Below are 24,428 nucleotides of genomic sequence, written 5' to 3'. Positions count from 1 at the left end.
TGCCGCTCAGCCCCGGGCCCGCTGGGTGACCGCGATGCAGACCAGTACCGCCGCGGCCGTCAGCGGAGCGGCCACCGTCAGGTGCTCGCCCAGGAGAAGTACCGACCACACCAGTGTGAGCAGCGGCTGGGCCAACTGCAACTGGCTGGCCTTCGGGACGCCGATTGCGGCCATGCCCCGGTACCAGACGACCAGGCCGAGGAACTGCGAGCCCACCGCCACCCACAGCAGCCCGGTCACGCTGTGCGCCGTCAGGTGCACCGGCTCGAACGACAGCGCCACGGCGGCCATCGGCACGGTCAGTGGCAGGCACAGCACCAGCGCCCACCCGATGACCTGCCAGCCCGGCATCGTCCGGGCCAGTCGGCCGCCCTCTGTGTAGCCGGCCGCGCACACCAGCAGTGCCCCGAAGAGAAGGGCGTCGGCAGTGGTCAGGGCGCCGCCGCTCTGCTGCACCGTGAAGGCGAGCACGGCCGCCGCACCCGCGAGGGCGGCGATCCAGAAGGTGCGCGAAGGGCGGGTGCCCAGGCGCAGCGCGGACAGCAGCGCGGTGGTCAGTGGGAGCAGGCCGACCACGACGGCGGCGTGCGCGGTGGTGGAGGTCTGCAGGGCGAGCGTGGTCAGCAGCGGGAAGCCCAGTACGACGCCGCCGCCCACCACCGCGAGCCCGAACCAGTGCCGACGCTCGGGCAGCGGCACCCGCAGCGCCAGCAGGCAACCGCCCGCGATCACCGCGGCGAGGATGCTGCGCACGGCGATCAGGGACCAGGGTCCGAAGCCCTCCAGCCCCCAGGCGGTGGCGGGGAAGGTGAGCGAGAAGGCGACGACACCGAGGGCGGCCTGGAGGGTGCCGAACGAGCGAGTACCCGGGGCGGTGTGCTGACTACCCGGGCTGTCCGGGCTGCCCGCGCTGTCCGGAGTGCTCGGACCGTCGACCGCTATCGCCGACGAGCTGGTAGCGCTATTCTGTGCTCTCATGTACGAGCGTAGCAGTGTCGTTGAACTGGCGGACCAGTTGCGACGGGAGCTCGACCGCTACTCACCCGGCGGAAAGCTACCGTCCAGCCGGGCCCTCGTCGACCGGTTCCGGGTGAGCCCGGTGACCGTCTCCCGCGCCCTGGCGCAGCTGGCCGCCGAGGGGCTGGTGGTCACCCGGCCCGGTGCCGGGGCCTTCCGCGCCCAACGGCGCGAGCCGGCCGCGCCCTCGGGGGACACCTCGTGGCAGGAGGTCGCGCTCAGCGCCGACGGCGCCGCCGACCTCGTACCGCGCTCGGTGGACGCCTCCGGAGTCCTGGTCTCGCTGACCGCCCCGCCGCCCGGGGTCGTGGAGTTCAACGGCGGCTATCTGCACCCGTCGCTGCAGCCGGAGCGGGCGATGGCGGCTGCGCTGTCCCGGGCCGGGCGGCGTCCCGGCGCGTGGGGCCGGCCGCCGATGGACGGGCTGCCGGAGCTGCGGGAGTGGTTCGCGCGCGGCGTCGGCGGGGCCATCACGGCGGCGGAGGTGCTGATCACCTCGGGTGGCCAGTCCGGGCTGACCACCGCCCTGCGTGCCCTCGCCCCGCCCGGTGCCCCCGTCCTCGTCGAGTCCCCGACCTACCCCGGCATGCTGGCCATCGCGCGGGCGGCCGGCCTGCGTCCGGTGCCGGTCCCCGTGGACGCGGACGGAGTGCGCCCGGCCCTGCTCGCCGACGCCTTCCGGGCGACCGGTGCCCGCGTCTTCGTCTGCCAGCCCCTGTTCCAGAACCCGACGGGTGCCGTGCTCGCCCCCGAGCGGCGCGGCGAGGTGCTGCGCATCGCCCGCGAGGCCGGTGCCTTTGTCGTCGAGGACGACTTCGTGCGGCGGCTGGTGCACGAGGACGCGGGCCCGCTGCCCGCCCCGCTCGCCGCCGACGACCCGGACGGCGTCGTCGTCCACGTCTGCTCGCTGACCAAGGCGACCTCACCCAGCTTCCGCGTGAGTGCCCTGGCCGCGCGCGGGCCGGTGCTGGAGCGGCTGCGGGCCATCCAGGTCGTCGACACCTTCTTCGTGCCCCGGCCCCTCCAGGAGGCGGCGCTGGAACTCGTCGGCTCGCCCGCCTGGCCGCGCCATCTGCGTTCCATCTCGGCGGAGTTGAAGGCCCGCCGGGACGCGATGACGTCCGCGCTGCGTCTGCACCTGCCCGAGTTGTCCCTGCCCCACGTCCCCTCCGGCGGCTACCACCTGTGGCCGCGCCTGCCCGAGGGGATGGACGAGACGGCGCTCACCTCGGCGGCCCTGCGCGCGGGTGTCGCCATCACCCCCGGCCGCCCCTACTTCAGCGCCGAGCCCCCGGCCGCCCACCTGCGGCTGAGTTTCGCCGCGGTCGCGGGCGCCGGGGAGATCGCGGAAGGGGTACGACGCCTGTGCACGGCCCGCGCCGAGGTGTGGGGCGGACACCCATGAGCGGAGGCCCGCAGGCGGACGCCCGCAAAGGGACGCCCGCAGGCGGACGCCCAAAAGAGGTCGACGTGGTCTCACCCCTCCTGCGAACATCCCGGCATGAAGGCGACGCCGCCCCTACCCGAGAGCTACGAGATCTCCACCGACCCGCACCGGATCGACGCCGGACGCGTGTACCACTGGCTTTCCACCGACGCGTACTGGGCCCTCGGACGCCCCCGGGACAAGCACGACCGGGCGGTGGAGAGCTCGCTCAACTTCGGGATCTACGACGCGGCGTCCGGGGAACAGGTGGCGTACGCCCGGGTCGTGACCGACCGGGCGACCTTCGCCTGGCTGTGCGACGTGTACGTCGACCCCTCGGTACGCGGAAAGGGACTCGGGACGGCGCTGGTCGCGGCGGTACGCGAGCACCTGCGGCCGGACGGGCCGCGGCGCCTCCTGCTGGCCACGCACGACGCGCACGGCGTCTACGAGAAGCTCGGCTTCACGGCGCTGGACCGGCCGGACCAGTGGATGGTGCTCGCCCTCGGCCAGTGAGCCGTGGCACACCCTCGGTGACCCACAGGTAACACCCCTTGACCCGCGTACCTCCGCGCAGCACCATCACGGCATGGCGCTTCGGGTCACGTTCGTCGCGGCCGCACGCAGCTCACCGCTGCTCGCGGAGCGCTTCGACGACGACCGGCCGCTGGACCAGGCCGGATGGGACGTGGCGCTGCGCGCCGCGGGCCGTCTGCTGCCGCTCGCGGCGGCCGAGCTGCGCTACTGCTCGCCCACGCCCCGCAGTCGCGCCACCGGGGACGCCCTCGGCTGCGCGCCGCTCGTGCAACTCGCCCTGCGGGACTGCGACATGGGCCGCTGGCGCGGGCTGACCCTCGGCGAGGCCATGGCCCGCGAGCCGGCGGCCGTGGACGCCTGGCTCGCCGACCCGCGGACGGCCCCGCACGGAGGGGAGCCGCTGCTGACCTTCATCTCCCGGGTCGGCGGCTGGCTCGACACCCGTCCCGGCGCGGACGGCGACCGTATCGTCGCCGTGGCCGAGCCGTCCGTGATCCGGGCCGCGCTGGTGTACGTCCTGAAGGCGCCGCCCGCGACGTACTGGAACCTGGACGTGCGGCCCCTGTCGACGACCACCGTCACGGGCCGTGCGGGCCGCTGGAACCTCCGCTTCGAGGAGACGGCCGCCTAGAGTCCCGCGAACGTCCGCCCGGCGGCCCCGGGTTCGGACGCCTCGCGGAGGTAGTCCGTAGTGAGCAACAGGTCCTTGGCCGGGCCGCCCACGCGCCACACCGTCCGCCAGTGGTCCTCGTCCCGGACGGTGAACTCGCCGTGGTAGAGGTCGGCGGCGCAGGGATGGTCGGCCACATGGCGGCCCGAAGTCAGATCCAGACCGTGGAAGGGCCGCCCGTCCGCGAAGCGCACGTCGGCGGTGCCCGGCCCGGCCCCGGGTTCGTAACGCAGCGTCCGCTCGGCGGGGCGGGTCACGCCCTGCCAGGTGAAGTCCCCGGTCTCCCGGCTCAGCAGCCCGCCGCCGGCGAGCGCGTCGAACGTCGTGGTCCCCGCGAAGCGGCCCTCCGCACCGCTCGCCAGATCCCGCACCGACCGCTCGGTGCGCCACCGGCCCGCGAGATACGCCAGCACATCGGGCACCGGCCACAACCCGCCCATTTCCACCCGCTTTCCGTCTCCGTCCCCCTGGTTGCTGCGCGACCCATTGACGCGCCCCCACCCCCTCCCTATCTTGCCGTTCGAAGTGCTGACCAACATCCGATATTTCGAACGACCTAGTGAGAGCCGCGGAGTATCCATGTCACGCACCCGCTGGAGACTCGGTCTCAGCGCCACCGCCCTCCTGACCGCCTCGGCCCTGCTGCCGTCGCCGGCGCACGCCGAGGCAGTCACCGACTACGCGATCACCGTCGACCCGTCCGACGAGGGCGCCGCGATCGACGACACGATGTACGGCGTCTTCTACGAGGACATCAACCGGGCGGCGGACGGCGGCCTGTACGCCGAACTCGTGCAGAACCGGTCCTTCGAGTACTCCACCGCCGACAACGCCTCCTACACGCCGCTCACCTCCTGGGTGGCCGAGGGCACGGCACAGGTCCTGAACGACGACGGCCGCCTCAACGAGCGCAACCGCAACTACCTCTCCCTGGACGCCGGCTCGTCCGTCACCAACGCCGGCTACAACACCGGCGTCCGGGTGGAGAAGGGCAAGAAGTACGACTTCTCCGTGTGGGCCCGCGCCGAGAGCGGCACGACCCTCACCGTCACCCTCCGGGACGCCGCCGGCACGCTCGCGAAGGTCCGCCAGGTCGCCGCGAAGGGGAAGTGGCGCAAGTACACCGCCACCTTCAAGGCGACCCGCACCAGCAGCCACGGCCGTCTCGCCGTCGCCACCACCGACCACGCCGCCCTCGACATGGTGTCCCTCTTCCCCCGCGACACCTACCGGCACCAGTCCAACGGCCTGCGCAAGGACCTCGCCGAGAAGATAGAGGCCCTCGACCCCGGCTTCCTGCGCTTCCCCGGCGGCTGCCTCGTCAACACCGGCTCCATGGAGGACTACAGCGAGGCGAGCGGCTGGCAGCGCGAACGCAGCTACCAGTGGAAGGACACCATCGGCCCCGTCGAGGAGCGCGCCACCAACGCCAACTTCTGGGGCTACAACCAGAGCTACGGCCTCGGCTACTACGAGTACTTCCGCTTCGCAGAGGACATCGGTGCCATGCCGCTGCCCGTCGTCCCCGCCCTGGTCACCGGCTGCGGCCAGAACAAGGCCACCGACGACGACGCGCTGCTGAAGCGGCACATCCAGGACACCCTGGACCTCATCGAGTTCGCCAACGGCCCCCGCGGCAGTGAATGGGGAGCCAAGCGTGCCGAGATGGGCCACGCCAAGCCCTTCCGCCTCACCCACATCGGGGTCGGCAACGAGGAGAACCTCCCCCGGGAGTTCATGGCCCGCTTCAAGGAGTTCCGCGCAGCCATCGAGGCGGAGCACCCGGACATCACCGTCGTCTCCAACTCCGGCCCGGACGACTCCGGCACCACCTTCGACACCGCCTGGCAGCTGGGTCGAGAGGCCGGCGTCGAGATGATCGACGAGCACTACTACAACAGCCCGCAGTGGTTCCTGAAGAACAACGACCGCTACGACTCGTACGACCGGAACGGCCCCAAGGTCTTTCTCGGCGAGTACGCCTCCCAGGGCAACGCCTGGAAGAACGCGCTGTCCGAGGCCGCCTTCATGACGGGTCTGGAGCGCAACGCGGACATCGTCAAACTCGCCTCCTACGCCCCGCTGCTCGCCAACGAGGACTACGTGCAGTGGAGCCCGGACATGATCTGGTTCAACAACCACGCGTCCTGGAACTCGGCCAACTACGAGGTCCAGAAGCTCTTCATGAACAACACCGGTGACCGCGTCGTCCCCTCGAGGGCGACCGGCACGCCGGCCGTCAGTGGCCCCGTCACCGGCGCCGTCGGCCTGTCGACCTGGGCGACCAGCGTGGCGTACGACGACGTGAAGGTGACCTCGGCCGACGGGAAGACCCTCCTGGCCGACGACTTCTCCGGTGACGCCTCGCGGTGGACCCACTCGGGCACGGGCAGCTGGACCGTCCAGGACGGCCAGTACGTGCAGACCGACGCCGCCGCCGAGAACACCCTGGTCACGGCGGGTGACCCGACATGGCAGAACTACGACCTGCACGTGAAGGCCACCAAGAAGTCCGGCAAGGAGGGCTTCCTCGTCGCCTTCGGCGTCAAGGACACCGGCAACTACTACTGGTGGAACCTGGGCGGCTGGAACAACACCCAGTCCGCCGTCGAGCAGGCCTCCGACGGCGGCAAGTCGACGCTCGTCTCCAAGGCCGGATCGATCGAGACGGGCCGCGCCTACGACATCGACATCAAGGTGCGGGGGCGGCAGGTGACCCTCTACCTCGACGGCGAGGAGTGGGGCAGCTTCACCGACGACAAGCCGGCCGAGCCGTTCCGCCAGATCGTCACCGAGGACGCGCGCACCGGCGACCTGATCGTCAAGGTCGTCAACGCCCAGGACACGGCGGCCCGCACCGCCGTCGACCTCGGCGGCGCCAAGGTCGCCTCCAAGGCCCGCGTCACCACGCTGGCCGCCGACCCGGACGCGGTCAACACCGAGACGGACACACCGGTCACCCCGGTGCGGTCGACCTTCTCCGGAGTGGCGAGCGAGTTCACGTACACCTTCCCGGCGAACTCGGTGACGTTCCTGCGGATCAGACAGCGCTAACCGGCGGAGCCGGCCACCGGACCGGCCTGGGACGGCCTCACCCGTACGCGCGGGTCGTCCCAGGCCTCGAAGCCGGCGTACTCCGCCGGGCCGTCGTCCTCGTCCGAGTGCCCGTCCCCGCGGCCCGCACGGCGTTAGCGTGGGGTCCCATGATCGTATGGCTCAACGGCACCCACGGCGCGGGCAAGACCACGACCAGCGCACTCGTGCAGCGACTGCTCCCGGACTCGCGGGTGTTCGACGCCGAGAAGGTCGGCGAGACACTCATGGACATCACGCCGGCGCTGCCCGGGGCCGGGACGGACAACTTCCAGCACTGGCCGCCGTGGCGGCCGCTCGTCGTCGAGACCGCCCGCCACGTACTCGACTACGCCGGCGGCACCCTGGTGATGCCCATGACGGTCTTGGTCGAGCGGTACTGGCGGGAGATCGACGCGGGCCTCGCCCGGCGCGCCATTCCGGTACGGCACTTCGTTCTCCACGCCGACCAGGACACTCTCCGCAGACGCATCGAGAACGACACCGTTCTCGGCCCCTCCTCCTTCCGTCTCGCCTACCTCGAGCCCTACGCCGAGGCCGCCCGCACGTGGCTGCACGCCGAGGCAGAGGTCGTCGACACCACGCACCTCACACCCGCCGATGCCGCCCTGCGGGTCGCGGCGGCCCTCGAGGACTGAGGCCCGCTGTGACCGAGAATCCGCTGCCGACAGCATCGCGGTACTGCGCGTGTCGTCACGGCCGTCGCCACGGGCAGCCCCGGGTGGGTCAGGCGTCCAGGGGGCGCCGGGCGGGGCCGTCGCCGCCCCGCCGGGCGTCTCCGAACACCACGTCGGCGAAGTGGATACCGAAGCCGATCGTGTCGGGCTCCTCCCACTCGGCGACGAGGCGACGGCGATGGCCGGCGGCCTGGGCGGGGTCGTGGTCGAAGGCTGAGGACCATTCGGGGTGGTCGATCCGGATCGGCGGGTGCAGGGCGTCACCGAAGGCGATCAGCCGCCGGCCGTCGCAGCCGCTCGTTCCGGTCAGTCGCGGAGTACGACATGGTCCGTCTCTCCTTCTTCCGCGTCGGGTCGTCGCCGTGTCCCTCGGAGGAGGGCTCACCGCTGGTCGGTCTCGCCCCTGAACAGCAGCGCGTACTTCAGGGCCTGCTCGAGCAGACGATCACGCGTCCGTAGCCGACGCCGGCGACTCGGGTCCGGGGTCTCTGCGCTGGTTGGCATGGAAGCGCGCCTTCTTCTGGCGATTCCCGCACGTGTTCATGTCGCACCATTTGCGGGTGCGGCTTCGGCTGGTGTCGAAGAAGGCGGCTCGGCAGGTCGGTGAGGCGCACAAGGCCAGTCTTCCGTCCCGTTCGCCCGAGATGACACTGATCGCGTCGGCGGCGATCACGCTGAGGGCATCCTCCACGCGGGAAGCCGGGCCGAGTCGCCATTGCCGCTTGCCCTCGGACGTCAGGACGGCCGCGGGCCGGCCCTGGGTGCTGCGGTCGTTGATGACGTGGACGGCGGGTTCGGGGAGGGGGGCCTGGACCGCGGCCGCTGTCGCGGCGGCGTGGATCGACTCCCTCAGTTCCCGGGCGAGGTCGAGCTGGGCAGTGGTGCAGGAGTCCACGGCGAGTCCGTACACGGCCAGCCAGTCGACGAGCCGGTGCGGCACGGGAATCCGCTCCACGGCGTCGCCGTGCCGCTCGGACAGGGTCCCCGTGAAGCTGGTCGCGAGCACCGAGCCGAGGCGGAAGTCAGGGAAGTCGGCACGCATGGAACCACCTTAGCCGGTTGCGGCGCGGCTCGAAGGACTGTTAGAACCGTCTTTGCCGGTTCCGCGAAGCCAGGAGGTCTCATGTCCCGTCCCGCCAGCGACGTGCAAGCATTCGAAGTCCACGCAACCGACGCCGAACTCGACGATCTGCGCGCGCGACTGGCCGCGGCCCGCCTGCCGGAGGCGGAGACGGTCCACGGCGCCGGGCCAGGCTCTCCCCGATGGGGGCAGGGCGTTCCTCTCGCCGACCTCGTCGATGTCGTGAACTACTGGCGCACCGGGTACGACTGGCGGTCGTTCGAAGCGCGCCTCAACCGGATCGGCCAGTTCCGCACGACCGTCGACGGTCTGGGAATCCACTTCCTGCACCGCCGGTCCGCGCGCGCGGATGCCACTCCTCTGGTACTGACCCACGGCTGGCCGGGCAGCATCGCCGAGTTCACCGATGTGGTGGAGGAGTTGGCGGATCCGAAGGATGCGGATGCGCCGGCGTTCCACGTCGTGGTCCCGTCGCTGCCGGGCTTCGGATTCAGCGACAGGCCGGCCACCACCGGGTGGGGAACCGAGAAGATCGCGGCCGCGTGGGTCGAACTGATGGGAAGGCTCGGCTACAGCGAGTTCGTAGCCCACGGCGGCGACTGGGGAGGCAATATCACCACGGTCCTCGGCGGCAGGTTCCCGGCGCACGTTCTCGGCATCCACACCACGTTCGCGGAGGCGCCGCCCGGATTGACGACGGACGGGCTGACGGCGCTCGAGCGCCGGTGGACCGAGGAGACCCGCGATTTCTGGCAACGCCGCGCGGCGTACGCCAAGCAGCAGGCGACCCGGCCGCAGACCATCGGCTACTCACTCGTCGACTCACCGGTCGGGCTTCTGGCCTGGATACTCGACAAGTTCGCCGAGTGGTCGGACACCGAGGACAGCCCGTTCGAGACGATCTCCAGGGACCGCGTTCTCGACGACGTCACCCTGTACTGGCTGACGCGGACCGGCGCCTCGGCGGCCCGCATCTACTACGAAAGCCACAACTCACTCGACCCCGAACTCCGGGTCGACGTCCCGTCGGCGATCACCATGTACCCCCGCGACATCGAGAAGAGCCCGCGCGTCTGGGCGCAGGAGAGGTACCGCCGCATCGTGCGCTGGAGGTCTCCGGAGAGCGGGGGGCACTTCCCTTCGCTGGAGGTCCCGCAGTACTTCGTCAAAGACCTGCAAGAGGGCCTCGCGGCAGTGCTGGCCGCTCATCGGTGAACGCGGCCGGGCGGCCGGCACCCGGCCGCCGCCTGATCCGTCCCGAGGTGTTGCCCGACGGCTTCCGGGCCGTTCTGTCATCGCCGGAGGAAGGCACTTTCTGCGTGAAGGACATCGGTTCGAGGCCCCGGCTTGGGGTGTCCAACTGACGGGTCGGGGGTGGTCGGGCACGCCGGAGCGCGTTCGCTGACTGGGTTCCTACGCGGGGCCGACCCGATCCCTTCCGGCCTCAGGCGGCCGTATGCCATTTCAGATAGGCGCGCCGGCACCGGGCGCGGACGAGCCGTTCGAGGAGAAGGGCGACGGCCGGAGAGTAGGGCGTCTTCGACGGCTTGCCCGCACCGAGGCGGGCGAGCTGCCGCGACGTGACGGCCTGGACGGCCGCGGCTGCCAGCGTCTTGTTCCGGAAACGGGTGCGGGGCGGGCGGGCCTGCGCATCACCGCCGGCAAGCCACTGTCCCGGCAGAGTGGGGTCGATTGCCAGCGCCGTGGCCAGGCCGGCCATGGCGACTCCGGAGTCGATCACCTGTTGGGCGACCGCGCGTCGCCGGATCCCTCCGGTCAGCAGCAGTGGCAGCGGCGAGGTGGCGACGAGCCGCTCGGCGAGTTCAAGGAAGTACGCCTCGCGGGCAAGGGTGCGGCCGTCCGCGGGGAAGCCCGCCGTGGCCAGGCTCTCGATGCTGCCGCCGGACAGCTCGACCAGGTCGGCCCCCACATCGGCGAGCATCTTGATCACGTCACGTGCGTCGTCGGTGTCGAATCCGCCGCGCTGGAAGTCCGCCGAGTTCAGTTTCACTCCCACGGCGAATCCCGTGCCGACGCGCTCGCGGACCGCGCCCATGACGTCGAGCAGCAGGCGGGCGCGGTTGTGCAGGCTGCCGCCCCAGCGATCGTCGCGCCGGTTCACCAGGGGAGAGAGGAACTGGGAGAGGAGGTAGCCGTGGGCGGCATGGATCTCGACTCCGTCGAAGCCGGCCTGCTGGGCCCGCTGCGCGGTCACGGCGAAGCGTTCCACCGTCTCGTCGATCTCCTGGGCGGTCATCGGCCGGGGCGTCGGGTACATGCTGGAGAAGCCGCCGGCGTCGATCGGCACTGAGGAGGGGGCCCAGGTGGTGCCGGCGAGGTCTTTGGGGATGACGCGCCCTGGGTGGTTGATCTGCATCCAGATCTGTCCGCCTGCCGATTTGCCGGCCGCCGCCCAGCGCTGGAACGGCTCCAGCGGCGTGTCCTGCTCCAGGACGACGTCGCCGGGCTGGGCAACTGCTCTGCCGTCGATCATGACGTGTCCGGTGATCAGGAGCCCGGCGCCTCCCGCGGCCCAACGGCGGTAGAGCGTGAGGAGTTCGTCACCGGGCAGCTGGCCCGGCGCGGCGAGCAACTCCTCCATCGCGGCCTTCGCGATCCTGTTGGGCAGCGGAGCGCCGTTGCCCAGGGGCAGCGGCGCATTCAGCGTGGTCATCTTTTCTCCCATGACGTCGGCTCTGGGCGGCCTCGGTGGGCTGTCGGTGCCGTTGTCCGTCTTCGCGCCGCAGGTGGTGGCGTCACGAGGTGGCGGGGTCGAGGTCGCTCACGTCGTCGAATCCGGCCTTGCGGTTGAGGTTGCCGGTGATGCGGGCGACCGCGGTCCGGGGAAGCAGGCGCGACGCCCAGGTTCCGGCGCGGTTGGAGGCGCGTCCGGGGAAGGAGACGGACCGGCCGCGTGCGAAGTCGTCGAGTGTTCCGGCAGCGACGCCGGCGGGGGTGTCCGTCGTCTTCGGGTCCATGGACGCGGTCGTACGGTCGAAGAATCCGGTGTCGGTGGCTCCCGGGTGGGCCGCCATCACGCGTACGCCGGTACCTCGTACCTCCTCGGCGAGTGCCTCGGTGAACGAGAGCACGAATGCTTTGGTGGCGGCGTAACTGGCCTGGTACGGCATGGGCTGGAAGGCGGCGGTGGAGGCGACGTTGACGATGCCGCCGCGGCCGCGTTCGACCATGCCGGCGCCCAGGAGGTGGACCAGGCCGATCAGCGCGGTGACGTTCACGTCGACGGACTGGAAGTTGGGTTCGAGAGGACGGCCGAGGAAGGGCCCCACCGACCCCGTCCCGGCGTTGTTGACCAGGAGGTCCACGTCCAGGCCGAGTTCCTCGATGGCGTCGACCACCGTCTGCGGGGACCGCCGGTCCGAGAGGTCCGCGGCGATCACGTCGACTCGGACGGAATGCGCCTTCCGGATCTGCCCGGCAAGGGTGTGGAGTGCGTCGGCCGAGCGGGCGACAAGGACGAGGTGTGCGCCTCGGGAGGCGAGTTCCCGTGCGTAGGCCTCGCCCAGTCCCTTCGAAGCGCCGGTGACCACGGCGGTGGTGTTCGTGTAGTCGTGCATGAGTGAGTGCTTCCTGTTCGGCTGGGCGCCGGGCCGCGTCGGAGTGGACGGGCCTCGGGAAGGAGGGACGCGGGGAGCGTCCCGCTCTGGGGCGGCCTCGTGGACACAGCGGGAGCGAGGACCGATTACTTCGAGTCTCGAAGGAATATAACACTTCGAGCCTCGAAGTAAAAAGGCTAGGGTGAGGCCATGACGCGAAGCACCCTCGAGGCAGTGGTGGTGGCGAACCACCAGATCTTCATGCGGACCAGTGACCGGATCGAGACCGTCCTGGCCGAACACGGTCTGACGCAGGCGACCGCTCAGGCACTCTGGGCGATCGACCCGGCCGAGGCGCCGCCCTCGATGAAGGAACTGGCCGGGCGGTTGTACTGCAACGCGCCCAACCTCAGCTTCGTCATGAATCAGCTCACCGGCCGGGGGCTCGTCGAACGTTCCGCCGACCCCGCCGACCGCCGTTCACGCGTCGCGGCGCTGACGGGGGACGGCCGACGGGTGCGTTCCGCGCTGATCGAGGCAACACTGGCCCTGAGTCCGTTTGCCCGGCTGGACGCCGACGACCTGCTCGAGCTGGTGAGTCTCCTGGGGAAGGCGCTCGAACCGGCAACAGGTCCGGCGTGAGATCCGGCAGACCGAGGGCGCTTTGGGTACGCGGGCCCCAGTCCGTGACCGCCGAGTGCCGCCAGTCGCACGCCGCCGCCACCACCCTCGCCCGCTCGCCGGCCACGGCACCTCCTGCCCGGCTGCGGGGACGCACTTCGGAACTGTCGCAACGCAGCGTTATGGGGCCAAGATCCGCAAGTTGATCGCCTCGTCCGCACACCGGAATCCTCGGTCACGTCGCCGCCCGCCGCCGGGGCGAGGGGATTGCATAAACGTGCAGCGAAACGTATAGTCATGCCATCAAGGAGGAGGGTTTCCCATGGCGGTACGTGCGGCGGTGGCCGGAGCGAGTGGATATGCGGGCGGTGAGCTGCTGCGTCTGCTCCTCGCGCACCCCGAGGTCGGGATCGGCGCCCTGACCGGCAACTCCAACGCGGGACAGTGGCTCGGTGCGCTGCAGCCGCATCTGCTGCCGCTGGCCGACCGGATCCTGGAGCCGACCACGGCGCAGGCGCTCGCCGGGCACGACGTCGTCTTCCTCGCGCTGCCGCACGGACAGTCCGCCGCCGTCGCCGAGCAGCTCGGGCCGGACGTGCTGGTCGTGGACATGGGCGCCGACTTCCGGCTCAGGGACGCGGCCGACTGGGAGGCGTTCTACGGCTCCCCGCACGCCGGTACCTGGCCCTACGGCCTCCCCGAACTGCCGGGTGCCCGCGCCGCGCTGGAGGGGACCAGGCGCGTCGCGGTGCCCGGTTGCTACCCGACCGCCGTGTCGCTGGCGCTCTTCCCGGCGTACGCCGCCTCGCTCGCGGAGCCCGAGGCGGTGATCGTCGCCGCCTCCGGGACCTCCGGCGCGGGCAAGGCCGCCAAACCGCACCTGCTCGGCAGCGAGGTCATGGGCTCCATGTCGCCGTACGGCGTCGGCGGCGGCCACCGGCACACCCCCGAGATGATCCAGAACCTCGGCGCGGTCGCCGGCGAGCCGGTCTCCGTCTCCTTCACGCCGACTCTCGCGCCGATGCCCCGCGGCATCCTCGCCACGTGCACCGCCAAGGCCCGCCCCGGGGTGAGCGCCGAGTCCGTCCGCGCCGCCTACGAGAAGGCCTTCGCCGACGAACCCTTCGTGCACCTCCTGCCCGAGGGCCAGTGGCCGGCGACCGCCTCCGTCCACGGTTCCAACGCCGTTCAGATCCAGGTCGCGTACGACGCCGCCGCGGGCCGCATCATCGCCATCAGCGCCATCGACAACCTGGCCAAGGGCACCGCCGGCGGTGCCGTCCAGAGCATGAACATCGCCCTGGGTCTCGACGAGACCACCGGACTGACGACGATCGGAGTCGCGCCGTGAGTGTGACGGCAGCAAAGGGGTTCACGGCGGCCGGTATCGCCGCCGGGATCAAGCAGAGTGGCGGCCCCGACCTGGCCCTCGTGGTCAACACCGGCCCCCGCCGCGCCGCCGCGGGCGTCTTCACCTCCAACCGGGTCAAGGCGGCGCCGGTCCTGTGGTCCGAGCAGGTACTGAAGAGCGGGCAGCTGTCCGCCGTCGTCCTCAACTCCGGTGGTGCCAACGCCTGCACCGGCCCCAAGGGCTTCCAGGACACCCACGCCACCGCCGAGAAGGTCGCGGAGGTGCTCGGGACGGGCGCCGGAGAGGTCGCGGTGTGCTCCACCGGGCTCATCGGCGTACTGCTCCCCATGGACAAGCTGCTCCCGGGCGTGGAGGCGGTCGCCGGTCAGCTCTCCGAGCACGGCGGTGAGAAGGCCGCCATCGCCATCAAGACCACCGACACCGTGCACAAGACGTCCGTGGTGACCAAGGACGGCTGGACCGTCGGCGGCATGGCCAAGGGCGCCGGCATGCTCGCGCCGGGCCTGGCCACCATGCTCGTCGTCCTCACCACCGATGCCGACCTCGGCACCGAGGTACTCGACCGCGCCCTGCGCGACGCCACCCGGGTCACCTTCGACCGCGTCGACTCCGACGGCTGCATGTCCACCAACGACACGGTGCTGCTGCTCGCCTCGGGGGCCTCGGGCGTCACCCCGGAGTACGAGGCGTTCGCCGACGCGGTACGCGGTGTCTGCGACGACCTGGGGCAGCAGCTCATCCGGGACGCCGAGGGCGCCAGCAAGGACATCAGGGTCGAGGTCGTGAACGCCGCGAGCGAGGACGACGCCGTCCAGGTGGGCCGCACCATCGCCCGCAACAACCTCCTCAAGTGCGCCATCCACGGAGAGGACCCCAACTGGGGCCGCGTGCTCTCCGCCATCGGCACCACGTCCGCCGCCTTCGAGCCGGACCGCCTCAACGTCGCCATCAACGGCGTCCGGGTCTGCGAGAACGGCGGCGTCGGAGAGGACCGCGAGCTGGTCGACATGCGCTACCGCGAGGTCCACATCGTCGCCGACCTCGCCGCCGGCGAGGCCACCGCCACCATCTGGACCAACGACCTCACCGCAGACTACGTCCACGAGAACAGCGCCTACAGCTCGTGAGTACGACGAGGAAGCACACCGCGCTCCCCAAGGCCCAGATCCTCATCGAGGCGCTGCCCTGGCTGACCCGGCACCACGGCAAGACGGTGGTCATCAAGTTCGGCGGCAACGCCATGGTGGACGAGGACCTGAAGGCCGCCTTCGCCCAGGACGTCGTCTTCCTGCGCCACGCCGGCCTCAAGCCCGTCGTCGTGCACGGCGGCGGCCCGCAGATCAGCCGGGCGCTCGACAAGGCCGGCATCGTCAGCGAGTTCAAGGCCGGCCTGCGCGTCACCACCGAGGACGCCATGGACGTCGTACGCATGGTGCTGGCCGGGCAGGTGCAGCGCGAGCTGGTCGGGCTGCTCAACGAGCACGGGCCGTTCGCCGTCGGCCTCACCGGCGAGGACGCGCACACCATCACGGCCACCAGGCACCGGCCCGAGATCGACGGCGAGTTCGTCGACATCGGACGGGTCGGTGAGATCACCGAGATCGACACCGGCGCCATCGAGGCGCTGCTCGCCGACGGCCGCATCCCGGTCGTCTCCTCGATCGCCCGTTCCCAGGACGACGGACATGTCTACAACGTCAATGCTGATACGGCGGCTGCGGCACTCGCTGCGGCGCTCGGCGCCGAGACTCTCATGGTCCTCACCGACGTCGAGGGCCTCTACGAGGACTGGCCGAACTCCGACGAGGTGATCAGCCGCCTGACCGCCTCCCAGTTGGAGAAGCTACTGCCCGAGCTGTCCAGCGGCATGGTGCCGAAGATGGAGGGCTGCCTGCACGCCGTACGGGGCGGCGTCACCACCGCCCGCGTCATCGACGGCCGGGTCCAGCACTCGATCCTGCTGGAGATCTTCACCGACGAGGGCATCGGCACGATGGTCGTGCCGGACGAACAGGGGGAGTCGTGAGCATCACAGGGGAAGCCGTGCGCGAAACAGGGGCAACCGTGAGCAACGAAGAGCTGACCGGGCGGTGGCAGGGCGCGCTCATGAACAACTACGGCACCCCGCGCCTGCCCCTGGTACGCGGCGAGGGCGCCCGGCTCTGGGACGCCGACGGCAACGAGTACCTCGACTTCGTCGGCGGCATCGCGGTCAACGCGCTCGGTCACGCCCATCCGGCCGTGGTCGAGGCGGTCGGCCGGCAGATCGCCTCCCTCGGCCACGTCTCCAACCTCTTCATCGCCGAGCCCCCCGTCACCCTCGCCGAACGGCTTCTCCAGCGCTTCGGCCGCGACGGCAAGGTCTACTTCTGCAACTCCGGCGCCGAGGCCAACGAGGGCGCCTTCAAGATCGGCCGGCTGACCGGGCGGCCGCACATGGTGGCCACCGACGGCGGCTTCCACGGCCGCACGATGGGCGCCCTGGCGCTGACCGGCCAACCGGGCAAGCGGGAACCGTTCCTGCCGCTGCCCGGCGACGTCACCCACGTACCGTACGGCGACCCGCAGGCGCTGGCGGCGGTGGTGACCGAGGAGACCGCCCTCGTCGTCATCGAGCCGATCCAGGGCGAGAACGGCGTCGTCGTCCCTCCGCCCGGGTATCTGAAGGCGGCCAGGGCCATCACCGCCGCCACCGGGGCGCTCCTCGTCCTGGACGAGGTACAGACCGGCGTCGGCCGGACCGGGCACTGGTTCGAGTACCAGGCCCACGAGGGCGTCCTGCCGGACGTCGTCACCCTCGCCAAGGGCCTCGGCGGCGGCCTGCCGCTGGGCGCGACGGTCGCCTTCGGACGCGCCGCCGAACTCCTCCAGCCCGGTCACCACGGCACGACCTTCGGCGGCAACCCGGTCGCCTGCGCCGCCGGACTCGCCGTTCTCGACACCATCGCGGACGAGGGACTGCTGGACAACGTCAAGCGGCAGAGCGAGAAGATCCGCGGCGGCGTCGAGGCCCTCGGCCACCCGCTGATCGGCCACGTCCGGGGTGCGGGTCTCCTCCTGGGTATCGTGCTCACCGAGCCGCTGGCACCCCGGGTGCAGCAGGCGGCTCAGGACGCCGGAATCCTGGTGAACGCGCCCGCACCCGATGTCGTACGGCTGATGCCCGCGCTGAATCTCGGCGACGATGTGGTGGACGCGTTCCTCGGGGCGCTGCCCGGCATCCTTGACCAGGCCCACGCGGCCCACGGGGACGGACGATCCGGAGAATGAGACGACGATGAGCCATGCGCAGGAGCACGAGCAGACGGCCGGGCCCGCCCTTCCGCAGACCCGCACCGCACGCCACCGCCGGATCGTGGACATCCTCAACCGGCAGGCGGTGCGCTCGCAGAGCCAGCTGGCGAAGCTGCTCGCCGACGACGGACTGACCGTCACGCAGGCGACGCTCTCCCGGGACCTGGACGAGCTGAACGCGGTGAAGATCCGCAACACCGACGGCGACCTCATCTACGCGGTGCCCAGCGAGGGCGGTTTCCGAACCCCGCGGGCCCCGCTCGGGGAGTCGGCGAAGGAGGAGCGGATGCGGCGGCTCTCCGCGGAGCTGCTGATCTCCGCCGAGGCGTCGGCGAACCTCGTGGTCCTGCGGACCCCTCCGGGGGCGGCTCAGTTCCTCGCCTCGGCGATCGACCAGGCGGAGCTGCACGACATCCTGGGTACGATCGCGGGTGACGACACGCTGATGCTGATCAGCAGGGAGCCCACGGGCGGGCAGGCGCTGGCGGATCACCTGCTGCGGTTGGCCGGGAACGGCCACTGAGCGCCGCCCGCGGCCGAGGCGGAGCCCGGGGCGGACGCCGGTTTCAGCGACAGCAGCAGCACGATCCCGGACACGGTCGCGGCGCCGGCGAGCACGGCACGCCGAGCGGGGTGGTTCTTCCTCATCTGCCCCGGACTCCTGACGTCCGTCGCTCACATCTCGAACGACTCGTGATGGGTACGGCGGGCGGGGACTCCCGCGCCACGCAGAGCCTCGTACACCGACTGGGCGAAGCCGGGTGGCCCACACAGGAAGACGTCGTGGCGGTCGACGTCCGGGATCTTGTGGCGCAGGGTCTGGGCCGAGATGTCCGGGCGCTCCCCGTTCGGACTGTTGACCGCGTACATCAGCCGGGCCCCGCGCTCGTCGGCGATTTCGGCGAGTTCCTCCCACAGGGCCAGGTCGTGGGTGCTGTTGGCCCGGCAGAGCAGTGAGGTCACCGGACGCGCCGGGCAGCGTCCCACCACAGCCACCACACGCCCGCCGCGCCCGCCCACGCGGTGAGCAGCAGGAGGACGGCGGGGGAGCGGCCGTGGTGGTCACGGTTCCTCCGTGGAGACTTGGCCTGTGGCCCACAGATACGCGCCGCACCACCCGGGCGTGCAGCCCGGCACCGTAGTTCACCCGTCACCCGTCATCCGTCACCCGTCACCCGTCATCCGTCCGCGGGCTCAGTAGCGCGTGATCGCCGTGGCCCCGCCGGTCCCACCAGGTGACCCGGCCCTCGGTCGAGCCGGTCTCCGGCGCGACCGCGGTGATCAGCTGGCTGCCGCCGCCGGTGTCCGCCATCCGGGCCGGCAGCGGCCGGGGAACGGGCCCGTCGGCGGGCGCGGCAGCGAGCACGAGGAGGGACGCGGAGACGAGAACGGCGACTGCACCGGGGGGCATGGCTCAGACGGTAGACGGGGGCAGCGGCAACGGCAGCCCGGGAAGGCCGTCGATGCTCGTCGCGATGTGCTCCTTCTTGGTGAAGTACGCGTCGAGCGAGGCGTCGTCCTCGCGCGCGAAGCGCTTGGCGTGCAGGTCGCGATCGTTCTCGTACGCCATGAAGGGGACGGCGTAGCCGCAGGTGTCGCGGATGAGTTCGGCCCTGACGACGATGATCGAGCGCAGCCCGTGCGAGGCGGTGTCGATGTCCGGGAAGTGGGCGAGCAGCTCCGGGAAGCGGGGGTCGTCGCGGAAGACCGGCTCGCCGCGGCCGTGCACCCGGACGATGTTCGGTGGGCCCTGGAAGGCGCACCACATCAGGGTGATCCGGCCGTTCTCGCGCAGGTGGGCGACCGTCTCGGCGTTGGAGCCGGCGAAGTCGAGGTAGGCCACGCTGAGTTCGTCGAGCACCGCGAAGCTGCCCGTGAGGCCCTTGGGGGACAGGTTGACCGTGCCGTCACCGGCCAGAGGGGCGGTGGCGGTGAAGAAGAGGGGCTGTGCCTCGATGAAAGTGCGCAGTCTGCCGTCTATGCGTTCATAAGTCTTTCCCATGTCTCATCATTATGGGGTGTTGGTCGTACACCTGTCCCGGGAATTTCCTGGTGGTCCCGCCATGCGGACGCCGCTACCGCGCCCTCGACCGGCCCGCCGGATTGACGAGTCATGCATGGCTCTGCATACTCATGCATGTCACCGGATGTACCGTGCGGAGGCGGTGGCACATCAACGGCCCTGAGGAGCGACCCAAGTGAGCAGCAACAGCGGTGACGTCCGGCTCTGGGGCGGCCGTTTCGCCGACGGCCCCGCCGAGGCCCTGGCGAAGCTGTCCGCGTCCGTCCACTTCGACTGGCGGCTCGCGCCCTACGACATCGCCGGCTCGCGCGCCCACGCGCGCGTGCTGCACGCGGCAGGGCTGCTCACGGAGGACGAGCTGACCCGGATGACCGCCGGCCTCGACCGGCTCGAGGCGGACGTCGCCGACGGCTCCTTCGTCGGCACCATCGCCGACGAGGACGTCCACACCGCTCTGGAGCGCGGCCTGCTGGAGCGGCTCGGTGCCGACCTCGGCGGCAAACTGCGCGCCGGCCGCTCCCGCAACGACCAGGTGGCGACCCTCTTCCGCATGTACCTGCGCGACCACGCCCGGACCGTCGGTGGTCTGATCGCCGACCTCCAGGACGCGCTGATCGGCCTCGCCGAGGCCCATCCGGACGTGGCGATGCCCGGCCGCACCCACCTCCAGCACGCCCAGCCGGTGCTCTTCGCCCACCACGTCCTCGCCCACGTCCAGGCGCTGTCCCGGGACGCGGAGCGGCTGCGCCAGTGGGACGAGCGCACGGCCGTGTCGCCGTACGGTTCCGGAGCGCTCGCCGGCAGCAGCCTCGGCCTGGACCCGGAGGCGGTCGCCCGCGACCTCGGCTTCGAGCGCGGCAGCGCCGGCAACTCCATCGACGGCACGGCCTCCCGGGACTTCGTCGCCGAGTTCGCCTTCATCACCGCGATGATCGGCGTGAACGTCTCCCGGATCGCCGAGGAGATCATCATCTGGAACACGAAGGAGTTCTCCTTCGTGACCCTGCACGACGCCTTCTCCACCGGCTCGTCGATCATGCCGCAGAAGAAGAACCCGGACATCGCCGAGCTGGCCCGCGGCAAGTCCGGCCGCCTCATCGGCAACCTCACCGGCCTGATGGCCACCCTCAAGGCCCTCCCGCTCGCCTACAACCGCGACCTCCAGGAGGACAAGGAGCCGGTCTTCGACTCCATCGACCAGCTGGAGATCCTCCTCCCCGCCTTCACCGGGATGATGGCCACCCTCACCGTGCACCGCGAGCGGATGGAGGAGCTGGCCCCGGCCGGGTTCTCGCTCGCCACGGACATCGCCGAGTGGCTGGTGCGGCAGGGCGTGCCGTTCCGCGTCGCGCACGAGGTGGCCGGCGAGTGCGTGAAGGCCGCCGAGACCGAGGGCAAGGAGCTGGACGAGCTCACCGACGAGCAGTTCGCGAAGATCTCCGCCCACCTGACTCCCGAGGTCCGCTCGGTCCTCGACGTCCCCGGCTCCCTCGCCTCCCGCGACGGCCGCGGCGGTACGGCGCCCAGCGCGGTTGCCGTCCAGCTCGCCGAGGTGAAGGCGGACGTGGCCGGCCAGCACGCGTGGGCGGACGCCAGGAGGTAGCCGCCGGTGTGCCGACGGGGCATCGCGGTTACGTTGGTCGCCAGGGGCCTGTCCGCCGGACGGACCCCGGATACAGCACCGACCGAACGGAGCCCGCGATGCCCTTCGCCCGCCTGGCCGCGGCGACCACCCCCACCTGCCACATCGGCCTGGGACTCGCCGCCGTCGGCCGCCCCGGCTACATCAACCTCGGCCGTGACCGGGACCTGCCGGCCGACCGCAGCGTCGAGGCGATGCGCGAGCGCACCCACGACCTCCTCGACGCCGCCTACGCGCAGGGTGTCCGGTACTTCGACGCGGCCCGCTCCTACGGGCGCTCGGAGGAGTTCCTCGCCGACTGGCTTCGGGACCGCCCCGACATCGACGACGTGATCGTCGGCAGCAAGTGGGGCTACACCTACACGGCCGACTGGTCGGCCGACGCCGAGCGGCACGAGGTCAAGGACCACGGCGCCGCGACGTACGAGCGCCAGCAGGACGAGACCCGCGCCCTGCTCGGCGACCGGCTCGACCTCTACCAGATCCACTCCCTCACCCCCGACAGCCCGGCGCTCACCGACAAGGACCTGCACGCGAAGCTGGCCGAGGCCGCCGCGCGGGGTGTCACCGTCGGTTTCTCCACCAGCGGTCCCGCCCAGGCCGACGCCATCCGTGCCGCGCTCACGGTGACCGTCGACGGCGAGCCCCTCTTCCGGACCGTGCAGTCGACGTACAACGTGCTGGACACCTCCGCCGGGCCCGCGCTGGCCGAGGCGCACGAGGCCGGGCTCACCGTGATCGTCAAGGAGGGCATGGCCAACGGCCGCCTGGCGGAGCCCCACGCGCCCGGCGCCCTGAGGGCCGTCGCGGAGGAGACGGCCCTGGGCTGCGACGCGGTCGCTCTCGCGATGGTGCTGCGGCAGCCCTGGGCGGGTGTCGTCCTCTCCGGCGCCGCTACCGTGAACCAGCTCGGCTCGAACCTGCACGCCGCGGTCGTCGACCTCGGCGACGACCAGGTGGCCCGCCTCGGCGCCCTCGTCGAGGAGCCGCGCGCCTACTGGGAGCGGCGCGCGCAGCTGCCCTGGCACTGAGCTCACCGAAGAGCCCTGCTGCCCAGCAGGTCCCCCCCACCGGCCACCCCGGCCTCCGTGACCGACCCTTCCTGAGAGGTGAGTCACGCATGCCCTGCTTGAGACAAAGATGTCTCATGTGGGTTATCGTTGTCTCATGGCTGTTGACCGAGACCAGGTGCTCCGCAGCGCCGCGGCCCTGCTGACCCGCAGGGCCACCGCGACCATGGACGAGGTTGCCAGGGCTGCCGGGCTGAGCCGGGCCACGTTGCACCGGCACTTCGCCGGACGTGACGCCCTCGTCCGGGCGCTGGAGTCGCTCGGCATCGCCGAGTGCGAGGCCGCCCTCGACGCGGCCCGCCTGGACGACGGGCCCGCGGCAGACGCGGTGCGCAGGCTCGTGCGCGAGATCGAGTCCGCCGCCGGTCTGCTCGCCTTCCTCTACACCGAGAACCAGCTGTTCGAGGGCGAGGAGCAGAACGAGGGCTGGGCCCGCATGGACGCCCGGCTGGCCGCGGTCTTCCGCCGTGGCCAGGAGAGCGGCGAGTTCCGCATCGACCTCACGCCGGCCTGGCTCACCGAGGCGCTCTACGGCCTGCTGGCCTCCGGCGCCTGGGCGGTGACCGAGGGCCGCGTGGCCCGCAACGACATGTCCCACATGGTCGTCGAGCTGCTGCTCGGCGGCGCTGTCCGAAGAGAGAAACCATGACCCGCACCCTGCAGTCGGCCCACCCGACCGAGGCGGTGAAGCGTCCCGGCCGCTGGCTCGCGCTGTCCGTCCTCGTGCTGGCCGTGCTGCTGGTGGCCGTCGACGCGACCGTGCTCGGTCTCGCGACCCCCTACATCAGTGAGGACCTCGCCCCCACCGGCACCCAGCTGCTTTGGATCGGTGACGTCTACTCGTTCGTCATCGCCGGTCTGCTCGTCTCCATGGGCAGCCTCGGCGACCGCATCGGCCGCAAGCGGATCCTGCTCATCGGCGCCACGGTGTTCGGCCTGATATCGGTCCTCAACGCCTACGCGTCCACGCCCGAGCTGATGATCCTCGCCCGGGCCCTGCTCGGCGTCGCGGGCGCCACCCTGATGCCCGCCACCCTCGCCCTGATCCGCAACCTCTTCCACGACCCGCGCGAACGCAGCCTCGCCATCGGCATCTGGGGTGCCGCGGCCTCCGCCGGCATGGCGGTCGGCCCGGTCGTCGGCGGGTTCCTGCTGGAGCACTTCTGGTGGGGTTCGGTCTTCCTGATCAACCTGCCCGTGATGGCCGTCCTGGTCGTCGTCGGCATCAAGCTGCTGCCCGAGTCGCGCAACCCGGACCCGGGCCCGTGGGACCTGCTCAGCGTCGTGCTCTCCCTGGCCGGCATGGTCGGCATCGTGTACGCCGTCAAGGAGGCCGCCGCGCACGGCTTCGCGTGGGCCACGCTCGCCGCCGGGCTGCTGGGCGCCGCCGCGCTCTACGGGTTCGTCCGGCGTCAGCTGACCATGCCGACGCCGCTGCTCGACATGCGGCTGTTCCGCAGCCGTGGTTTCAGTGGCGCGGTGCTGGCCGACCTGCTGACCATCCTGGGCCTGTCGGGGCTGGTGTTCTTCCTCTCCCAGTATCTGCAACTCGTGCAGGGCAGGCGGCCGTTCGAGGCGGGCCTGGCTGAACTGCCCGCCGCCGTCGGCGCGGTGGTGGCCGGCCTGATCGCCGGCCGGGCCGCTCGGCGCTTCTCGGTGCGTGCCGTGGTCTCCGGCGGACTCGCCGCCGTCGGTCTCGCGCTCGCCGCGCTGACCGTCATCGACCAGAACACCGGCTACCCGCTGCTCGGCGGGGTCCTGCTGGTCGTCGGTGTCGGCGCCGGATTCGCGTTCACCGTCACCGCCGACGTGATCCTCTCCAGCGTGCCCAAGGAGCAGGCGGGCGCCGCCTCAGCGGTCTCCGAGACGGCGTACGAACTCGGCGCCGCACTCGGCATCGCCGTGCTCGGCTCGATCGTGACCGGCGTCTACCGCGGCTTCACCGGCCCGGACGGCACCCCGGCCGCGGCGCACGAGTCGCTGGGCGGCGCGGTGGAGGCTGCCTCCGGCCTCCCGGCCCAGCCGGCCGAGGCCCTGCTGGACGCCGCCCGTCAGGCCTTCGTCGACGGCCTGACCATCGCGGCGGGTGTCGGCGCGGCCGTGCTCCTGGCCGCCGCGGTGGCCTCCTGGTTCCTGCTGCGGGGCCAGCGCCTGGAGGACGGGGTGGAGCACCCGTAGCGGAAGTACCGGTAGAGATTCCGCGTACGGGGCACCACCCTCACCGGCACACCGGCGTTCGGGACACGAAGACGGCGGGTCGCTCATCGAGCGACCCGCCGTCTTCGTGTCCGTACGTGTCCGTACGTGTCCGTACGTGTCCGTACGTGTCCGTACGTGTCCGTACGTGT

23 protein-coding genes and 3 pseudogenes are annotated in these 24,428 nt (G+C 71.3%); 16 read left to right on the top strand and 10 right to left on the bottom strand.

Going from position 1 to position 24,428, the window contains the following annotated elements; all coding sequences use genetic code 11:
- Positions 1-6: 6 nt before the first annotated feature.
- Positions 7-978 (bottom strand): DMT family transporter, encoded by a 972-nt coding sequence (locus tag ABEA26_RS06165; protein ID WP_345589953.1) that lies wholly within the window; start codon positions 976-978, stop codon positions 7-9.
- Between ABEA26_RS06165 and ABEA26_RS06160 the strand changes: the two genes are divergently transcribed.
- The 3 genes from ABEA26_RS06160 to ABEA26_RS06150 all read left to right on the top strand — a co-directional run bounded on the left by ABEA26_RS06160 (position 977) and on the right by ABEA26_RS06150 (position 3,611).
- A complete protein-coding gene (locus ABEA26_RS06160; RefSeq protein WP_345589951.1) occupies positions 977-2,422 on the top strand; it encodes an aminotransferase-like domain-containing protein in 1,446 nt (481 codons plus the stop codon). The two genes, ABEA26_RS06165 and ABEA26_RS06160, sit on opposite strands and share 2 nt — an antisense overlap.
- A 96-nt stretch (positions 2,423-2,518) precedes the next feature.
- A complete protein-coding gene (locus ABEA26_RS06155; RefSeq protein ID WP_345589949.1) occupies positions 2,519-2,959 on the top strand; it encodes a GNAT family N-acetyltransferase in 441 nt (146 codons plus the stop codon).
- A 73-nt stretch (positions 2,960-3,032) separates the two neighbouring features.
- Entirely contained in the window at positions 3,033-3,611 is a 579-nt protein-coding gene (locus ABEA26_RS06150) for a histidine phosphatase family protein (protein WP_345589947.1), read from the top strand.
- Here ABEA26_RS06150 and ABEA26_RS06145 read toward each other — a convergent pair.
- Positions 3,608-4,090, bottom strand: coding sequence for a DUF6314 family protein (locus ABEA26_RS06145; RefSeq protein WP_345589945.1), 483 nt, complete (start codon positions 4,088-4,090; stop codon positions 3,608-3,610). The genes ABEA26_RS06150 and ABEA26_RS06145 overlap by 4 nt on opposite strands.
- A 139-nt stretch (positions 4,091-4,229) precedes the next feature.
- Between ABEA26_RS06145 and ABEA26_RS06140 the strand changes: the two genes are divergently transcribed.
- Entirely contained in the window at positions 4,230-6,704 is a 2,475-nt protein-coding gene (locus ABEA26_RS06140; RefSeq protein ID WP_345589943.1) for an alpha-L-arabinofuranosidase C-terminal domain-containing protein, read from the top strand.
- Between the two features lie 149 nt (positions 6,705-6,853).
- Positions 6,854-7,381, top strand: coding sequence for an AAA family ATPase (locus tag ABEA26_RS06135; protein ID WP_345589941.1), 528 nt, complete (start codon positions 6,854-6,856; stop codon positions 7,379-7,381).
- A gap of 88 nt (positions 7,382-7,469) precedes the next feature.
- On the opposite strand, the gene ABEA26_RS06130 is transcribed toward ABEA26_RS06135, so the two are convergent.
- Both ABEA26_RS06130 and ABEA26_RS06125 read right to left on the bottom strand, forming a co-directional pair.
- Entirely contained in the window at positions 7,470-7,805 is a 336-nt protein-coding gene (locus ABEA26_RS06130; protein ID WP_425587792.1) for an MBL fold metallo-hydrolase, read from the bottom strand.
- Positions 7,806-7,865: 60 nt separating this feature from the next.
- Entirely contained in the window at positions 7,866-8,462 is a 597-nt protein-coding gene (locus ABEA26_RS06125; protein WP_345589939.1) for a CGNR zinc finger domain-containing protein, read from the bottom strand.
- Between the two features lie 81 nt (positions 8,463-8,543).
- On the opposite strand from ABEA26_RS06125, the gene ABEA26_RS06120 reads away from it, so the two are divergent.
- Entirely contained in the window at positions 8,544-9,716 is a 1,173-nt protein-coding gene (locus tag ABEA26_RS06120; protein WP_345589937.1) for an epoxide hydrolase family protein, read from the top strand.
- Between the two features lie 229 nt (positions 9,717-9,945).
- Here the strand turns inward: ABEA26_RS06120 and ABEA26_RS06115 are convergent, their stop codons facing one another.
- Together ABEA26_RS06115 and ABEA26_RS06110 are read right to left on the bottom strand one after the other, a co-directional pair.
- Positions 9,946-11,175 carry an NADH:flavin oxidoreductase/NADH oxidase family protein gene (locus ABEA26_RS06115; RefSeq protein WP_345589936.1) on the bottom strand — a complete coding sequence of 410 codons (1,230 nt, stop codon included), beginning with the start codon at positions 11,173-11,175 and terminating at the stop codon, positions 9,946-9,948.
- Positions 11,176-11,257: 82 nt separating this feature from the next.
- A complete protein-coding gene (locus ABEA26_RS06110; protein ID WP_345589934.1) occupies positions 11,258-12,079 on the bottom strand; it encodes an SDR family NAD(P)-dependent oxidoreductase in 822 nt (273 codons plus the stop codon).
- 189 nt (positions 12,080-12,268) lie between these two features.
- Between ABEA26_RS06110 and ABEA26_RS06105 the strand changes: the two genes are divergently transcribed.
- From ABEA26_RS06105 to ABEA26_RS06080, 6 genes are all read left to right on the top strand, one after another.
- On the top strand, positions 12,269-12,700 hold the full coding sequence (locus tag ABEA26_RS06105) for a MarR family winged helix-turn-helix transcriptional regulator (RefSeq protein WP_345589932.1): 432 nt from the start codon (positions 12,269-12,271) through the stop codon (positions 12,698-12,700).
- Between the two features lie 301 nt (positions 12,701-13,001).
- On the top strand, positions 13,002-14,030 hold the full coding sequence (argC, locus tag ABEA26_RS06100) for an N-acetyl-gamma-glutamyl-phosphate reductase (RefSeq protein ID WP_345589930.1): 1,029 nt from the start codon (positions 13,002-13,004) through the stop codon (positions 14,028-14,030).
- Complete coding sequence (argJ, locus tag ABEA26_RS06095) at positions 14,027-15,178, top strand: bifunctional glutamate N-acetyltransferase/amino-acid acetyltransferase ArgJ (protein ID WP_345589928.1); 1,152 nt, start codon at positions 14,027-14,029, stop codon at positions 15,176-15,178. Before argC ends, argJ begins: the two co-directional genes overlap by 4 nt.
- Positions 15,175-16,077 (top strand): acetylglutamate kinase, encoded by a 903-nt coding sequence (gene argB / locus ABEA26_RS06090; protein ID WP_345589927.1) that lies wholly within the window; start codon positions 15,175-15,177, stop codon positions 16,075-16,077. The genes argJ and argB overlap by 4 nt, the downstream gene beginning before the upstream one ends.
- A 38-nt stretch (positions 16,078-16,115) precedes the next feature.
- A complete protein-coding gene (locus tag ABEA26_RS06085) occupies positions 16,116-17,321 on the top strand; it encodes an acetylornithine transaminase (RefSeq protein ID WP_345589925.1) in 1,206 nt (401 codons plus the stop codon).
- Positions 17,322-17,328: 7 nt separating this feature from the next.
- Positions 17,329-17,868: an arginine repressor gene (locus ABEA26_RS06080; RefSeq protein WP_279565087.1), complete on the top strand. Its 540-nt coding sequence runs from the start codon at positions 17,329-17,331 to the stop codon at positions 17,866-17,868.
- Here ABEA26_RS06080 and ABEA26_RS06075 read toward each other — a convergent pair.
- From ABEA26_RS06075 to ABEA26_RS06060, 4 genes and pseudogenes are all read right to left on the bottom strand, one after another.
- Positions 17,868-17,993: pseudogene (locus ABEA26_RS06075) on the bottom strand (FMN-binding protein); the annotation flags it as partial. The gene ABEA26_RS06080 and the pseudogene ABEA26_RS06075 sit on opposite strands and share 1 nt — an antisense overlap.
- Before the next feature lie 27 nt (positions 17,994-18,020).
- Positions 18,021-18,330: pseudogene (locus tag ABEA26_RS06070) on the bottom strand (ferric reductase); the annotation flags it as partial.
- Positions 18,331-18,561: 231 nt separating this feature from the next.
- Positions 18,562-18,756: pseudogene (locus ABEA26_RS06065) on the bottom strand (hypothetical protein); the annotation flags it as partial.
- A gap of 3 nt (positions 18,757-18,759) precedes the next feature.
- On the bottom strand, positions 18,760-19,347 hold the full coding sequence (locus ABEA26_RS06060; RefSeq protein ID WP_345589918.1) for a pyridoxamine 5'-phosphate oxidase family protein: 588 nt from the start codon (positions 19,345-19,347) through the stop codon (positions 18,760-18,762).
- A 196-nt stretch (positions 19,348-19,543) separates the two neighbouring features.
- Here ABEA26_RS06060 and argH point away from each other — a divergent pair, with 196 nt between their 5' ends.
- The 4 genes from argH (at position 19,544) to ABEA26_RS06040 (ending at position 24,258) form a co-directional block, all read left to right on the top strand.
- The gene (argH, locus tag ABEA26_RS06055) at positions 19,544-20,971 is read left to right on the top strand and encodes an argininosuccinate lyase (protein WP_345589917.1); all 1,428 of its coding nucleotides are present in this window, start codon (positions 19,544-19,546) and stop codon (positions 20,969-20,971) included.
- A 98-nt stretch (positions 20,972-21,069) separates the two neighbouring features.
- The gene (locus tag ABEA26_RS06050; protein WP_345589915.1) at positions 21,070-22,041 is read left to right on the top strand and encodes an aldo/keto reductase; all 972 of its coding nucleotides are present in this window, start codon (positions 21,070-21,072) and stop codon (positions 22,039-22,041) included.
- 136 nt (positions 22,042-22,177) lie between these two features.
- Complete coding sequence (locus ABEA26_RS06045) at positions 22,178-22,729, top strand: TetR/AcrR family transcriptional regulator (protein WP_345589913.1); 552 nt, start codon at positions 22,178-22,180, stop codon at positions 22,727-22,729.
- Complete coding sequence (locus ABEA26_RS06040; protein WP_345589912.1) at positions 22,726-24,258, top strand: MFS transporter; 1,533 nt, start codon at positions 22,726-22,728, stop codon at positions 24,256-24,258. The genes ABEA26_RS06045 and ABEA26_RS06040 overlap by 4 nt, the downstream gene beginning before the upstream one ends.
- Positions 24,259-24,428: the final 170 nt, after the last annotated feature.

Origin of the sequence: Streptomyces marokkonensis, assembly GCF_039539045.1 — a bacterium.
Taxonomy (GTDB): Bacteria; Actinomycetota; Actinomycetes; order Streptomycetales; family Streptomycetaceae; genus Streptomyces; species Streptomyces marokkonensis.
Note: the sequence above shows the minus strand (reverse complement) of the source record. Positions and strands in the feature narration are given on the sequence as shown.

Excerpts from the sequence above, each read along its gene's own strand:
- ABEA26_RS06160 (WP_345589951.1), top strand. The coding sequence starts at position 977 with ATGTACGAGCGTAGCAGTGTCGTTGAACTGGCGGACCAGTTGCGACGG.
- ABEA26_RS06165 (WP_345589953.1), bottom strand. The coding sequence starts at position 978 with ATGAGAGCACAGAATAGCGCTACCAGCTCGTCGGCGATAGCGGTCGAC.
- ABEA26_RS06155 (WP_345589949.1), top strand. The coding sequence starts at position 2,519 with ATGAAGGCGACGCCGCCCCTACCCGAGAGCTACGAGATCTCCACCGAC.
- ABEA26_RS06150 (WP_345589947.1), top strand. The coding sequence starts at position 3,033 with ATGGCGCTTCGGGTCACGTTCGTCGCGGCCGCACGCAGCTCACCGCTG.
- ABEA26_RS06145 (WP_345589945.1), bottom strand. The coding sequence starts at position 4,090 with ATGGGCGGGTTGTGGCCGGTGCCCGATGTGCTGGCGTATCTCGCGGGC.
- ABEA26_RS06140 (WP_345589943.1), top strand. The coding sequence starts at position 4,230 with ATGTCACGCACCCGCTGGAGACTCGGTCTCAGCGCCACCGCCCTCCTG.
- ABEA26_RS06135 (WP_345589941.1), top strand. The coding sequence starts at position 6,854 with ATGATCGTATGGCTCAACGGCACCCACGGCGCGGGCAAGACCACGACC.
- ABEA26_RS06125 (WP_345589939.1), bottom strand. The coding sequence starts at position 8,462 with ATGCGTGCCGACTTCCCTGACTTCCGCCTCGGCTCGGTGCTCGCGACC.
- ABEA26_RS06120 (WP_345589937.1), top strand. The coding sequence starts at position 8,544 with ATGTCCCGTCCCGCCAGCGACGTGCAAGCATTCGAAGTCCACGCAACC.
- ABEA26_RS06115 (WP_345589936.1), bottom strand. The coding sequence starts at position 11,175 with ATGACCACGCTGAATGCGCCGCTGCCCCTGGGCAACGGCGCTCCGCTG.
- ABEA26_RS06110 (WP_345589934.1), bottom strand. The coding sequence starts at position 12,079 with ATGCACGACTACACGAACACCACCGCCGTGGTCACCGGCGCTTCGAAG.
- ABEA26_RS06105 (WP_345589932.1), top strand. The coding sequence starts at position 12,269 with ATGACGCGAAGCACCCTCGAGGCAGTGGTGGTGGCGAACCACCAGATC.
- argC (WP_345589930.1), top strand. The coding sequence starts at position 13,002 with ATGGCGGTACGTGCGGCGGTGGCCGGAGCGAGTGGATATGCGGGCGGT.
- ABEA26_RS06080 (WP_279565087.1), top strand. The coding sequence starts at position 17,329 with ATGAGCCATGCGCAGGAGCACGAGCAGACGGCCGGGCCCGCCCTTCCG.
- ABEA26_RS06060 (WP_345589918.1), bottom strand. The coding sequence starts at position 19,347 with ATGGGAAAGACTTATGAACGCATAGACGGCAGACTGCGCACTTTCATC.
- ABEA26_RS06050 (WP_345589915.1), top strand. The coding sequence starts at position 21,070 with ATGCCCTTCGCCCGCCTGGCCGCGGCGACCACCCCCACCTGCCACATC.
- ABEA26_RS06045 (WP_345589913.1), top strand. The coding sequence starts at position 22,178 with ATGGCTGTTGACCGAGACCAGGTGCTCCGCAGCGCCGCGGCCCTGCTG.
- ABEA26_RS06040 (WP_345589912.1), top strand. The coding sequence starts at position 22,726 with ATGACCCGCACCCTGCAGTCGGCCCACCCGACCGAGGCGGTGAAGCGT.